At 66.0% G+C, this 13,573-nt stretch carries 13 protein-coding genes; 8 read left to right on the forward strand and 5 right to left on the reverse strand.

Features of this window, described 5'->3' with window-relative positions:
- Nucleotides 1-108: 108 nt before the first annotated feature.
- Nucleotides 109-801, reverse strand: a complete 693-nt coding sequence (locus tag WMO64_RS01250; protein ID WP_294519003.1) for a response regulator transcription factor — start codon at nt 799-801, stop codon at nt 109-111.
- A 63-nt stretch (nt 802-864) separates the two neighbouring features.
- Complete coding sequence (locus tag WMO64_RS01255) at nt 865-1,881, reverse strand: helix-turn-helix transcriptional regulator (RefSeq protein WP_294519000.1); 1,017 nt, start codon at nt 1,879-1,881, stop codon at nt 865-867.
- A 234-nt stretch (nt 1,882-2,115) separates the two neighbouring features.
- Between WMO64_RS01255 and WMO64_RS01260 the strand changes: the two genes are divergently transcribed.
- Nucleotides 2,116-2,931, forward strand: coding sequence for a C40 family peptidase (locus WMO64_RS01260; RefSeq protein WP_349230742.1), 816 nt, complete (start codon nt 2,116-2,118; stop codon nt 2,929-2,931).
- Between the two features lie 47 nt (nt 2,932-2,978).
- Here the strand turns inward: WMO64_RS01260 and trxB are convergent, their stop codons facing one another.
- The 3 genes from trxB to WMO64_RS01275 all read right to left on the reverse strand — a co-directional run bounded on the left by trxB (nt 2,979) and on the right by WMO64_RS01275 (nt 6,881).
- The gene (gene trxB, locus WMO64_RS01265; protein ID WP_349230743.1) at nt 2,979-3,884 is read right to left on the reverse strand and encodes a thioredoxin-disulfide reductase; all 906 of its coding nucleotides are present in this window, start codon (nt 3,882-3,884) and stop codon (nt 2,979-2,981) included.
- 131 nt (nt 3,885-4,015) lie between these two features.
- The gene (locus WMO64_RS01270; protein WP_349230744.1) at nt 4,016-6,145 is read right to left on the reverse strand and encodes a sensor histidine kinase; all 2,130 of its coding nucleotides are present in this window, start codon (nt 6,143-6,145) and stop codon (nt 4,016-4,018) included.
- A 43-nt stretch (nt 6,146-6,188) separates the two neighbouring features.
- Nucleotides 6,189-6,881, reverse strand: a complete 693-nt coding sequence (locus WMO64_RS01275; protein ID WP_349230745.1) for a response regulator transcription factor — start codon at nt 6,879-6,881, stop codon at nt 6,189-6,191.
- A 249-nt stretch (nt 6,882-7,130) separates the two neighbouring features.
- Between WMO64_RS01275 and WMO64_RS01280 the strand changes: the two genes are divergently transcribed.
- The 7 genes from WMO64_RS01280 (at nt 7,131) to WMO64_RS01310 (ending at nt 13,540) form a co-directional block, all read left to right on the forward strand.
- A complete protein-coding gene (locus tag WMO64_RS01280; RefSeq protein WP_294519729.1) occupies nt 7,131-7,535 on the forward strand; it encodes a PPC domain-containing DNA-binding protein in 405 nt (134 codons plus the stop codon).
- A complete protein-coding gene (locus WMO64_RS01285) occupies nt 7,532-8,311 on the forward strand; it encodes a TIGR00282 family metallophosphoesterase (protein WP_294519731.1) in 780 nt (259 codons plus the stop codon). The genes WMO64_RS01280 and WMO64_RS01285 overlap by 4 nt, the downstream gene beginning before the upstream one ends.
- 28 nt (nt 8,312-8,339) lie before the next feature.
- Entirely contained in the window at nt 8,340-9,440 is a 1,101-nt protein-coding gene (locus tag WMO64_RS01290; protein WP_349230746.1) for a metallophosphoesterase family protein, read from the forward strand.
- The gene (locus tag WMO64_RS01295; protein WP_349230747.1) at nt 9,437-11,707 is read left to right on the forward strand and encodes an ATP-binding protein; all 2,271 of its coding nucleotides are present in this window, start codon (nt 9,437-9,439) and stop codon (nt 11,705-11,707) included. Before WMO64_RS01290 ends, WMO64_RS01295 begins: the two co-directional genes overlap by 4 nt.
- A gap of 117 nt (nt 11,708-11,824) precedes the next feature.
- Nucleotides 11,825-12,409, forward strand: coding sequence for a signal peptidase I (gene lepB / locus WMO64_RS01300; protein ID WP_294519740.1), 585 nt, complete (start codon nt 11,825-11,827; stop codon nt 12,407-12,409).
- Nucleotides 12,410-12,421: 12 nt separating this feature from the next.
- Nucleotides 12,422-13,000, forward strand: a complete 579-nt coding sequence (gene lepB, locus WMO64_RS01305) for a signal peptidase I (protein ID WP_349230748.1) — start codon at nt 12,422-12,424, stop codon at nt 12,998-13,000.
- Between the two features lie 129 nt (nt 13,001-13,129).
- Entirely contained in the window at nt 13,130-13,540 is a 411-nt protein-coding gene (locus WMO64_RS01310; RefSeq protein WP_349230749.1) for a hypothetical protein, read from the forward strand.
- Nucleotides 13,541-13,573: the final 33 nt, after the last annotated feature.

The following is a 13,573-nucleotide window of genomic DNA, read 5'->3' on the forward strand; positions in this document are numbered from 1 at the left end:
CCCACGGAGGTCCATGGGGACGATTTGGAAGCCTGCGGAAGGCAAAATATAAAAATCAGCCTGCCGCAGGGTGCGGCAGGCTGACGGCGGCGTTTTCCCCCGCCGGACTCACGAAAAGCGGCCGGGCGTATCGTCAAAGCGGTACCCCACCCCCCGGAGGGTGACGATACACTGGGCGTAGGGGCCGATGGCACGGCGGACCTGCTTGATGTGGGTATCCAGAGTGCGCTCGCCCCGGGGACGGTCGGCGCCCCACACAGTCTCCAGCAGGACCTGGCGGGTCATGGCGGTACCCGGGTGGGAGACCAGCTGGAGGAGCAGGTCGAACTCCTTGGGGGACAGGTCCACCGGCCTGCCGTCCACCGACACCCGGCGGGCCGCCGGGTCCACCACCAGGCCGCCGGTGCCCAGGGTGGGGGCGTCGGGGGCGGGGACGGGCCGCCGCCGCTTCAGCAGGGCGGCCACCCGGTAGATCAGTTCACGGGGAGAGAAGGGCTTGACCATATAGTCGTCGGCGCCCAGCTTGAAGCCCCGGATCTTGTCGTGCTCCTCCCCGCGGACCGAGAGCATGAGCACCGGTATGTCGGAAAATGTACGGATGGCGCGCAGGACCTCGTAGCCGTCCAGACCGGGGAGCATGATATCCAGGACCACCAGATCGATGCCGCCCTCCCGGCAGCGTTCCACCGCGGCGTGGCCGTCGGCGCACTCGGCGATCTCATAGCCCGCGTGGCGGGCGTGCTTTGCCACAAGGGCCCTCAGTTTATCCTCATCATCCACAATCAAAATACGTTCTGCCATGGAGATGTCTCCTTTCCGTGAGAAGTCGCCTGGGACAGGACAGGGAAAGAAAAAACGTCTTGCTTACAGGGCGCCCGCCTCCGCCGGCTGGGCCGGGGTCAGGGCGTCCTCCGCGCTGTGGAGCTGAGCGCGGAACTCATCCACCGCCCAGGCGGGGGACAGCAGCTCTGCGCCCGCCCCCAGGCCGAAGAGCCAGCCCAGGAACTGGGGGCTCACCACCGCCCGCACCGTGACGGTGAAGTGGTCGTCCCCGTCGGGCACCAGAATCACATCCTGCCCGAACCGGTCCAGCACCACCCCTACCAGGTGGTTCCGGCAGCGGAGGGTCACCTGGGCCTCCCGGCCGCTGAACATGCCGAAGTGCTTCTGGGCGTAGGTGGACAGATCGAAGTCCCGGCAGCTGTCGTCCCCCAGGCGGGGCAGACAGGTCACGGCCAGTTCGGCCATCTTGTCCACCCGGTAGTGGCGCATCTCCCGGTGGAGGTGGTCGTAACCGGCCAGATAGTAGTTCTCGTTGTCCCAGATCAGCCCGTAGGGGCTCACCTGGTAGCGCCGCCCGTCCCGGCGGAACACCTTCTCCTTGCGCACGTTGTACTCGAAGTACCGGAATGTCACCGATTTGCCGGTGGCAATGGCGCTGTGGAGCTTGTCGATGTTGTAGTACACGCTCTCGTTCATGGCCTTTACCCGGCCGGACACATAGACCTGCCGCTGGAGCGAGCGGGCCTGATGGCGGCTGGTAAGGCTCTCCAGCTTGTGGATCAGTGCGTCCGACTTGCGCCGGGTGATGAACTTGCAGGACTGCACCGCGTCTACCAGCAGCTTCAGCTCGGCCAGCTCAAACAGCCGGCCGCCGATGAACCAGCCGGGGGATTTTCCCTTCCGGCTCTGGACGTCCAGGCCCAGCTCCCGCAGGGCGTCCATGTCGTCATAGATGCTCTTGCGCTCCGCTCCCACCTCATGGGCCTCCAGCGTGCTGATCAGCTGCTGGACGGTCATGGGGTGGTCCTCGTCGGTCTCCCGGAGCAGAGCCCGTTCCAGCAGCGGCAGTTTGAGCTTTTGCTTCGCGCCTCTCGCCATGGCACATCCCCCCTTTCCATTCCATCATAGCGCAGAATCTGTACGATAAATCGGACTTTCCGGAAGCATACCATATTTTCTATGTACTGCCAAGGTACACAGGATAATAAAAGGAAAAATTTTGAACGATTTCCGGCCTTTTCGCCCGGCTTTACAGGGAATAGAATCTGTGTTACCCTCGTATTGATAGAGGGACCGCCCACAGACGGCGGGGAAGCGAGAGGAGGATGGAGCATGCGCGCAGTTGTGACGGCGGCCATCTGCCCGCTGATGAGCGGGCCGGCGCTCCAGTGCGAGCGGGCGGACGAGGCTCTGGGGGGCATGATCGTGGAGCTCCTGGAGGACACGGGCACCGGGTGGCGGCTGGTGCGCACCCACTACGGCTACACCGGCTACGCACCGGAGGCGTGCCTCCTCTTCGGCGAGGAGACGGCGGCGCGCTGGGCGGGCCGGGAAAAGAAGGTGGTGCTCCGTGGGGCCTGCGATGTACTGGCCTGGCCCGACGTGGCCGCCTGGCCGGTGACCTCCCTGGTGCGGGGGAACCTGGTGGCCCCGGAGGGGGAGGAGAAGGACGGCTGGCAGCGGGTGCTGCTGCCCGACGGCCGGGAGGGCCACATCCGGGCCGGTTTTCTGGGCCGGAGGTACACCGCGCCCGTCTATGAGGACCAGGAGGGCATGCGCTCCGCCCTGGTGGACGCGGCTCTGGCCTACCGGGGCGCCCACTACCGCTGGGGCGGAAAGACCCCCATGGGCATCGACTGCTCCGGGCTGTGCTCCATGGCCTACATGCTCTGCGGGGTGATCATCTGGCGGGACGCGGCCATCAAGGAGGGATACCCCGTCCGGCCCATCCCCAGGGAGCGGATGGCGCCGGGGGATCTGCTCTTTTTCCCCGGCCATGTGGCCATGTACCTGGGGGATGGCCGGTACATCCACGCCACCGCCCGGGCGGGGGATGACGGCGTGGTCATCAACAGCCTCCGCCCCGGCCACGCCGACTACCGGGCCGACCTGGCCGGCAGCCTGACGGCGGTTGGGTCCATATTTTGAGCAGACAGCGCACCGCCGGAACAGGCAAGTCCGGCGGTGCGCTTATTTTATTGAGCGGACTGGAGATAGCGCCCGGCCTGGGCGGCGGCGGCGGCCCCGTCGGCGGCGGCGGTGACCAGCTGGCGCAGGTCCTTGACCCGGGTATCCCCGGCGGCAAAGATGCCGGGCACGTTGGTGCGGGTGTCCTCGCCCGCCACGATATAGCCCGCCTCATTCAGCTCCAGAGGCGGAGAGAAGACCTGGTTGTCCGGGGCCAGGCCCACGGCGGCGAACACGCCCGCCACGGGCAGGGAGCGCCTGCCCTCCGGGCCCTCCACCAGCAGGGAGGACACGGTCTGCTCGCCCTGGACCTCCAGCACCTTGTGGGACAGGAGCACGTGGATGTTGGGCGCGGCGGCCAGGGCGTCGATGAGATGCCGCTCCGCCTTGAAGGAATCCCGCCGGTGGACCAGGTACACGTTGGGGCAGATGTTGGCCAGGAACAGGGCGTCCTCCAGGGCGGTGTTGCCGCCGCCCACCACCGCCGTGTCCCTGCCGCGGAAGAAATTGCCGTCGCAGGTGGCGCAGTAGCTGACGCCCCGGCCGGCCAGCCGCTCCTCGCCGGGCACCTCCAGCTTCCGGCGGCGGACGCCGTTGGCGATGATGACCGTCCGGCCCTCGTAGGCGCCCACGCCGGTGGTGACGATCTTGTGTGTGCCCTGGTCGGCCAGAGCGGCCACCCGCTCAAAGCGGATGTCCGTGCCCAGGGACTGGGCCTGCTCGTAGAGGTTCATGGCAAAATCCGGCCCAGAGACCTGCTTGCTGCCCGGCCAGTTCTCGATATCCGGCGTGGTGGCCGCCTGGCCGCCGGGGGTGCCGCCCTCCAGCAGCAGGGTGGCGTATCCGGCACGCCTGGCGTAGATGGCGGCCGTCAGGCCCGCAGGGCCTCCGCCGATGATGATGACGTCGTACATAAGTTCACCTCATAATGAGAATTATTCCTGTTAAAAATATTATACTATATCACAGAGCATTTGAAAAGAGGCATCCGGCGAAAAAGCGAAAAAATTTCCGGCACGGGATATTGTCCCGTGCCGGAGATGCTTTATGCGCTGTGGTCCAGGGAATCGGGGGCCTGTTCCGGTTCGGCGGGCTGGCCGGAGGCGGGCTCGGGCAGAGCCACCGCCTGGGGGAAGGACACGGCGGCCTTGAATAGGTCCCCGTCGATGTCCAGCCGGAAGGTGCCGCCCTGGAGCTCGGTCAGGCTGCGGGCGATGGACAGGCCCAGGCCGGAGCCCTCGGTGGTGCGGGACTCCTCCCCACGGACGAACCGCTCCATCAGCTGCTCCGGGGGGATGTTGAGCTGCTGGCGGGAGATGTTCTTCACCGACAGGGTGACCATGCCCTCCCAGCACGTCACGTCCAGATAGATGCGGGTGCCCTCCAGGGCGTACTTGCAGCAGTTGGAGAACAGGTTGTCGATGACCCGCCACAGGTGGCGGCCGTCGGCCCAGATGAACAGCTCGTCGGCGGGCAGGGTGGACACCGCCGTCAGGCGGCAGGCCTGGAACCGCTCCTCATATTCGCCCAACGCCTGGCCCACGAACTGGATGATGCCCAGCCGCTCCAGGCTGACGGGCAGGCTGCCCGTGGAGGCCTTGCTGGCCTCTACCAGATCCTCGGTCAGCTTTTTCAGCCGCTGGCTCTTCCGGTCCAGCACCTCCAGGTATTCCAGTGCCTTGGGGTTGTCCAGGGGCTCCTTTTTCAGCAGGTCCACATAGTTGATGATGGAGGTGAGGGGGGTCTTCAGGTCGTGGGACACGTTGGTGATGAGCTCGGCCTTGAACCGCTCCGACTGCATCCGCTGATCCACTGCCGCGCTCACTGCGGCGCCCAGGTCGTTGAGCTGCTCGGCGTGCTCCCGCAGGTCCCGGTACATGCCGGCGGTGTTGATCTTGGCGTCCGGGTTGCCCCCCACGATCTCCGCCGTACCCGCCCGGATGGTCTTCCACTGTCGGGTCCACCGGCACAGGCACCAGAGCACAAAGCCCTGGTACACCGGGATGAGCACCACGGTCAGGCCGGTGAGCAGGGTGCCCAGCAGGTAGAGCAGGAAGAGGGTCACGGTCCGGCGGCTCATGGTCCAGCCGTGGACCATCCGGGACAGGCCGTAGACCATGGCCCTAAGCATCCGCCACAGGAGCATGGAGCGCAGCAGATTGTGGTTTTTCAGGCGGATGGCGGTGGTCATCAGCAGGCCCATGGCGAGGGCGGCCCCCGCCATGGAAAACACAGCCAGGCCCGCCAGCACAAAGAGCCGGGTGTTGCCCTGGTTGTACACAAAGGACACCTGGTCTCCTGCGGAGAGCAGGGCGGCCCCCAGGAAGAAGTCGCCCAGCAGGTAGACGTCGTAGGGCACCCGCTCCTGCCAGGTCAGGAGGACGGAGCCGTCCTCCTGCCGGCGGCAGCAGTCCATCAGCAGGCTGCGGACGCCCGCCAGGCTCAGCAGGCAGAGGATCAGGGCGGCAAAGGCCACATAGGGCAGGCGGCCCTGGAGGTTGACATAGGCCACCCGGCTCTCCGAGTACCGGTCGGAGACGGCCATGGGGCTGGCGATGCCCGCCTGGACCACCAGCTCCTCCCGCTGGATGCGGGTGTCAAAGCTGCTGTTGTAGTCGGTGAACTCCTCCCCGTCGGAGTAGTAGCCGTACTCGTTGTAGGACTCCGGGTTGGAGGTCGGATTGCAGGCTACATAGCCGTCCTTGATCCGGACCATGAGCAGGGAGCTGCCCTGGTAGTGGTCCTCGTTGGCCAGCCCGTCCCCCTGGGTGTAGACCACGGAGCTGGTGATCTGCATCCCGGTGCTGCCCTCCAGGGACGCGCCATCCAGGTTGGTGGCCAGCAGGGCGCCCGACTGGTCGTGGACCTGGTAGCGGAAATTGGTGTTTTGGGCGGACAGCCGCTCCTGAAGGCCGCTGAGCTGCTGCTCCTCCAGGTAGGACAGGTCCCCGCTCCACTGCTCCCGCAGCAGGAGCTCTATCAGCTGCTCCACCTGGTTCAGGTCGGAGTACATGTCCTCCCGGGCGGTGTTGCTGTTGTAGTAGTCGCCGCCGGTCCACAGGTCGTCCCAGTTGGCGGCGGTGAGCAGGGTGGTGAGCAGAGCCGCAGCCAGCAGCACCATGGTCAGGAGGAAGACCCCCACCCGGTTTACCGGACTGGAATTGAGGCTTCTCACAGAAATCAGCTCCTGTCAGTTGATTTACCGGAGAAGCCGGGGTTTACAGCTTCTCCATCTTATAGCCCAGGCCCCACACCACCTTGATGTACCGGGGGTTGGCCGGGTCGATTTCGATTTTCTCCCGCAGGTGGCGGATGTGCACCGCCACCGTGTTCTCCGAGCCCAGGGAGGGGTCGTTCCACACCTGCTCGTAGATCTGGCTGGTGGAGTACACCCGGCCGGGGCTCTTGAGCAGCAGCTTGAGGATGTTGTACTCAATGGGGGTGAGGGACACGGCCTCCCCGTCCACGGTCACCGACTTGGCCCCGTCGTCCAGGGCGATGCCGCCGTTGCGGATCACATGGTCCTCGGTCTTTTCCCGGCCGCCCAGGGTGGTGTACCGCCGCAGCTGGCTCTTCACCCGGGCGATGACCTCGATGGGGTTGAAGGGCTTGGTGATGTAGTCGTCGGCGCCGATGTTCAGGCCCAGAATCTTGTCCGAGTCCTCGCTCTTGGCGGTGAGCAGGATGATGGGGATGTTCTTGCTCTCCCGCAGCTTGGCGGTGGTGCGGATGCCGTCCAGTCCGGGCATCATCACGTCCAGCAGCACCAGCTGGATGTCGTACTGGTCCACCATCTTCAGCGCCTCCAGGCCGTCGTAGGCCTTGTAGGTCTTGTACCCCTCGCTGGTGAGGTAGATATCCAGGGCGGAGACAATGTCCCTGTCGTCGTCACAGATGAGAATGTTGTACAACTTGTTCACCCCATGTCTGAAATGATACTAGCATGAAAACTTTAAGCGGCAAGAACGGAAAGGTTTAAGAACTTTTTAAGATGTCCAAGGCCGCCGGACATCCCGCACCATTGTACCCCATCCTGCCCCGGGAGGCAAATGAAAAACGCCGCCCTGACAGAAAGCGCATTGCCCTGGCTGGAAAAATCGCATATAATAGAAGTCCCACCTCTCCCCGGCGGAGAGGCGGCGAGAAGGGAGGTCTGCGCCATGAAGACCTACTGTTTCCGGCTCCGGCGGGGGGACGACCTGCTGGAAAAGCTGGAGGAATTCGCCAGAGAGCGCCGCATCCCGGCGGCCGCGGTGGTGTCCGGCGTGGGCTGCGTCACCAGGGCCCGGATACGGGACGCCTCGGGCGTCACCGTGCGCACTCTGGACGAGCCCCTGGAGATCGTCTCCCTGATGGGCACCCTGTCCGAGCGGCGGACCCATCTGCATATCTCCCTGTCCCGGGAGGACCTCACCACCCTGGGGGGCCACCTGATGGCGGGGTGCATCGTCAACACAACGGCGGAGATCGTGGTACTGGAGCTGCCCGATGTCCGCTTTGACACAGAATTTGACCCGGAGACCGGCTACGACGAGCTGGTCATCCGGCAGGAGGAACAGCCATGATACTCAATCTGCTGGCCGTGGGGGACGTCACCTCCGACGACGGCCTGAACTATCTCTCCAAGCACCTGCGCCAGGTAAAGCGCCTCCACGACGTCCACTTCACCGTGGTCAACGGGGAGAACGCCTCCGGCGTGGGCATCCTGCCCCGGCAGGCCCAGGACATCTTTGATGCCGGAGCCGACGTCATCACCCTGGGCAACCACACCTGGAACCGCATCCAGATCGCCCCCTTCCTGGACGAGAACCAGTACATTCTCCGTCCCGCCAACTACACCAGCCGGGTGCCCGGCCGGGGCTGGGGGGTGTATGAGGGCCCCAGGGGGGTTCGCATCGGGGTGATGAACCTGATCGGCCGGTGCGAGATGGACTCCAACTTCGACAACCCCTTCACCGTGGCCGACCGCCTGCTGAAGGAGGGCGGCGCCGACATCGCGGTGGTGGACTTCCACGCCGAGGCCACCAGCGAGAAGGGGGCCATGGGCTACTATCTGGACGGCCGGGTCCAGGCGGTGTGGGGCACCCACACCCACGTGCCCACCGCCGACGCCCAGATCCTGCCCAAGGGCACCGGCTTTGTCACCGACCTGGGCATGACCGGCCCGGTCCGCTCCGTACTGGGCATCAAGCCCCAGCAGTCCATCAACCGCTTCCTGGGGGGCCTGCCCCAGCGGTACGAGTCGGCGGGGGGAGACTGCAAGCTGGAGAGCGTGCTCTTCTCCATCGACACGGAGACCAGGCGGTGCGTGTCCGTGGAGCGGGTGGACATCCGGGACTGACCGGAAGAAAAAGCCGGAGGAGACAAACATGCTGAAACTGATCCATGCCGCTGATATGCATCTGGACGCGCCCTTTGCCTCTCTTCCCCCCGAGCGGGCGGCGGAGCGGCGGGAGGAGCAGCGGCAGCTCCTCACCCGTCTGGCCGAGCTGGCCGAGGCGGAGCGGGCCGATCTGGTGCTGCTGTCCGGCGACCTGCTGGACAGTGGCCTGGCCCGCTATGAGACCGTCCAGGCCCTGGCCCGGGCCCTGGGGGAGATGAAGGTCCCTGTGTTCATCGCCCCGGGCAACCACGACTTTTACGCCCAGCGCTCCATCTGGAGCGCCGGGTCCTGGCCGGAGAACGTACACATCTTTTCCCGCTCCACCGTGGAGACGGTGGAACTGCCCGGGCTGAACTGCGCCGTCCACGGCGCGGCCTTTACCGCCCCCACCTGCGACCAGTCCCCGCTGAAGGGCCTTTGCGCTCCGGAGGACGGGAAGCTCCATCTGATGGTCCTCCACGGCGACGTGGACGGCAAGGGGCGGTACGGCGCCATCGACCGGGCGGACATCGCCGGGAGCGGCCTGGACTACCTGGCCCTGGGCCACGTCCACGCCTGTTCCGGCCTCCAGAAGGAGGGGAACACCTGGTGGGCCTACCCCGGCTGTACCGAGGGCCGGGGCTTTGACGAGCTGGGGGACAAGGGCGTGCTGGTGGTGGAGGCGGAGAAGGGCAATGTCTCCGCCCGCTTCGTGCCCTTGTGCCGCCGGCGCTATCAGGTCCTCACCGTGGACCTGTCCGGCGGAGAGGACCCGGCGGAGACCCTGGCCGCCGCCCTGCCCAGGGACGGGGAGAACGACATTTACCGCATCATCCTCACCGGGGAGAGCGGCGTGGAGGGCCTGGACCTGGAGGCGTTGGAGGCGGTGGCCCAGCCCTGCTTCTACAGCGTCACCCTCCGGGACCGGACCCGGGTCCGCCGGGACCTGTGGAGCCGGGCCGAGGAGGACACCCTCACCGGGCTGTTCCTGCGGCAGATGCAGGCCAGGCTGGCCCAGGCGGACACCGACGAGGACAGGGCCTTGGTGGAAAAAGCCGTCCGCTTCGGCCTGGCGGCACTGGAAAACGGGGAGGACTGCTGCCCATGAGAATCATCAGGATGACGGCCACCTTCGGCCGCCTCAACCACGCCGTGCTGGAGCCCGGCCCGGGCCTGAATCTGATCCAGGCCCCCAACGAGAGCGGAAAGTCCACCTGGTGCGCCTTCCTGCGCTCCATGCTCTACGGCATTCCCACCCGGGAGCGGGACCGGCAGGACTATATCGCCGAGAAGAACCGCTACCAGCCCTGGTCTGGCAGCGCCATGGAGGGCGCCCTGGAGCTGGAGTGGCAGGGAAAACAGATCACCATCCGGCGGGGCCCCAAGGGGACAACCCCCTTCGGCGCCTTTTCCGCCGTGTACAGCGACACCGGCGAGAGCGTCCCCGGCCTCACCGCCGCCAACTGCGGGGAGACCATCCTGGGGGTGTCCCGGTCCGTGTTTGAGAAGTCCGCCTTTGTGGGGCAGGGGGGCGCGGCCATCTCCGCCGACGGGGAGCTGGAGCGGCGCATCGCCGCCCTGGTGTCCTCGGGGGAGGAGGACGTGTCCTACTCCCAGGTGGAGGACACGCTGAAGGAGTGGCTCCGGCGGAGAAAGTACAACAAGAGCGGCCAGATCCCCAGGCTGGAGAGCGAGCGGGCCCTTCTGGACGACACCCTGGCCCGGCAGAAGCAGGCTGCCCGCCAGGCGGAGGAGGCCCGCCGGGACATGGAGGAGCTGACCGGCTGGAGGGACAGCCTGAAGGCCGCCCTGGCCACCTGGCAGAGCCGGGAGAACCGGGAGCGGCGGCGCATGTGGGATGAGGCCGCCGCCGAGCTGGAGAAGGCCCGGAAGGAGGTCGCCTCCCTGGAGGCGGACCAGAACCGCCACGGCGCCCCCCCGGACAGGGACACTCTCCGCAAGGCACAGGAAGACCTGGCCTATCTGAAGACGGTGAACGCCAACCTGAAGCTGGCCGAGAGCCAGGTCCAGGAGGCGGAGGAGAAGGCCCGGGCGGCCCAGGAGGCCACCGCCGACCAGCTCTTCCCGGACATGACCGCCGACCAGGCCTGGCAGCAGGCCTCGGGCCACAGCGCCCAGGTCACCCAGTGCCGCGCTCAGGCCGCCCGGGTCACCCGGGCCGGATGGGCCGGTGCGGCGGCCTCCGCGGCTGTGGGCGCGGCCCTGGCCGCCGCCGGCTGGTTCCTGCTGCCCCAGACCGGGTACATTCTGCCCATCGCCGGGGCGGCGGTGCTGGTCATCGGCGCGGCGGTGTCCCTGGCGGTGAGCCGGGGCAGGGCGGGCAGCCTGACCGCCCAGGCCGAGGAGCTGCTCAGCCGATACGCCGCCGAGTATCCCGACGATATCATGGCCCGGGCCAACGCCTTCCGGGAGAAGTGGGTGGCCGCCCAGGAGGCCAGACGGAACGCCGAGGCGGTGGCGGAGGCCCGCCGCCGGCTCATGGCCCAGCGGGATCAGCTGACCGGGGATTTGATGGACCTGGTCCACACCTTTGAGCCCGCGGTGCGGGACTTTTTCGGCGTGTCCGCCGCCATCTCCCGGGCGCTGAACCTGGAGGAACGGCTGTCCACCGCCCGGGTGCGGCTGGCCGGGGCCCAGAAGTTGGCCGCCAGCCTGCCCAAGCCCCAGGCTGTTGAGGTGGAGGGGGACCCGGACGGGGCGCTCCCCGAGCACTTCGACCCCCAGGAGGCCGCCGCCGCCCTCTCCTCCGCCGAGGGGGAGCTGTCCCGGCTGCGCAGTCTCCAGGCCATGGCCCAGGGGGAGATGAACACCCTGGGAGACCCGGTGCTGTTCCAGTCCCGGCGGGAGGAGCTGACCGAGGAGCTGTCCCGCCGCCGGGAGGAGTACGCCGCCCTGAACCTGGCCCTGGAGGGACTGGCGGAGGCCAACAGCCAGCTCCGGTCCCGGTTCTCCCCGGCCCTCAACGCCAGGGCGGGAGCGCTGCTCTCCCGGCTCACCGGCGGCAAGTACAGCAAGGTCACCCTGACCCGGGAGCTGGAGGCCTCCGCCGAGGAGGCGGACAGCCCCCTGCCCCGGAGGACCCTGCTGCTGTCCCAGGGCACGGCGGAGCAGGTCTATCTGGCGGTGCGGCTGGCGGTGTGCCGCCTGGCCCTGCCCGCCGAGGACCCGGCGCCCATCGTGCTGGACGACGCCCTGGACGCCTTTGACGACAGCCGTATGGCCCTGGCCCTGGACCTGCTGCAGGAGCTGGGGGAGGAGCGGCAGATCCTGCTCTTCACCTGCCACGGCCGGGAGGCGGAGTGCCTCAGGGGCGCGGAGGACGTGAAGGTGCTCACCCTCTCCGGCGGACAGTGAGAGGCCGGAAAAGAAACAGACCACAGCCTGCCGGAATTGGTTTTTCGGCAGGCTGTTTCTTGCAATGCGGGGGCGGGCGCGGTATAATAATATATCTATGGAATGGGAGATGAGGGCATGGCCCGGGGAAAGCGTGAGCTGAAACCCGAAATTCTGAGCCTGAAGGGGATCGACGCCGTCAAGGGGGATCTCTACCTCTGGCTCCAGGCCTTTGTGCTCATCTCCGTGGCAGTGGTGCTGTGCTTCGCCTATGTGGGGCGGGTGGTCACCGTGTCAGGCAGTTCCATGGAGCCCACCCTCCGCAACGGGGACATGCTGCTGCTGCGCAGCGGTTCGGCCGGTGTGGAGCAGGGGGATATCGTGGTGCTGACCCAGGAATCCTTCCTCGCCGAGCCCATTGTGAAGCGGGTCATCGCCACCGAGGGGCAGACCGTTGTCATCGACTATACGGAAAACAGCGTCAGCGTGGACGGGGTGCAGCTGGAGGAGCCCTATGTGGTGGAGGTCATGGCCCAGCCCTACTTCTCCGACCCGGTGGAGACCGTGACAGTGCCCGAAGGGGAGATCTTTGTCATGGGGGACAACCGGAACCACTCCTCGGACAGCCGCCATCCCGATCTGGGCACGGTGGACCTGCGCTGTGTGCTGGGGGAGGCCAAGGCGGTGCTGCTGCCGCTGGGGCACCTGAAAACAATCCATTAGGAGGCATAACCAATGGCGGAAGAAAAGCAACCTGAGACAGAGGAGGAGCAGGGCCCTGCCCTGCCCCAGGCGCTGTACGACTGGCTCCAGGCCCTGGTCATGGCGCTGGTGTGCATCATCCTCATCTTTACCTTTGTGGGCCGGTTCATCTATGTGTCGGGCCACTCCATGGAGCCTACCCTGTACGACAAGGACATGATGGTCATCCAGGAGCTGGGCTACACCCCCAGGCAGGGGGACGTGGTGGTGCTCACCAAGCCCTCTGAGATCGCCGAAGGACCCATTGTGAAGCGTGTCATCGCCACCGAGGGCCAGACCGTGGAGATCGACTACGCCGCCTCCTGCGTCTACGTGGACGGGGAGAAGGTGGACGACAGCTACCTGGGCGAGCCCATGCGCCAGCCCAGCGACCCCAATATGAGCATCACATCGGTGACCGTGCCAGAGGGGTGTATCTTTGTCATGGGCGACAACCGCAACCACTCCAACGACAGCCGGGACGTGCGGCTGGGAGTCATTGACGAGCGGTATGTCATCGGCCGGGCGATCTTTGTGGTGCTGCCCTTTGAGGACTTCGGGGCCATCGAGTAAGGAAAAGACGAAAAGAGCCGTGTGCACTGGAAGGTGCGCACGGCTCTTTTGTGCTGTATGGCATATTGAAGGTTGGAACATTCCCATGTTTTTTACGTCTAAAATGATAAAAAATGGGAGGCAGGCTCAATGAAAAAATTCGTAATCCTGTGCTTTGCGCTGGCGATTGCCCTGTCTGTGGGCGGGTGCGCTGAAGAAGGTGCAGATGTTGGAAAGGAAAGCGAAAACAGATGGATTTGCGGAGAGACCCAGCCCCTGGAGACGGCGGAAGACTCCGCCATCCGACAGAGCACGCCCGAGCCCGAGACGGGCGGCATCGGGGAAGGCGTATGCACCCCCACACTCACAGTTACATGCAGCATAGACCTGAGCGGAGACACCTATCAACTGAGTGGGAATCCGGCGCGGGAACTTCTGACGCTGCTCAGCGGTCTCAGCTATGACAAAGAGACCTGCGACGGTCTCCCGGAGTATACCGTTGTCGGCCTTGACCAGACAACGCCTCATGAAATGCCATCACAGCTGAGAATGAAAATATAGTCTGTGCGTTAACCGAAGGATTTGCTAAACTGA

It is taken from the genome of Pseudoflavonifractor intestinihominis (assembly GCF_040096055.1).
Lineage (GTDB): Bacteria > Bacillota > Clostridia > Oscillospirales > Oscillospiraceae > Pseudoflavonifractor > Pseudoflavonifractor intestinihominis.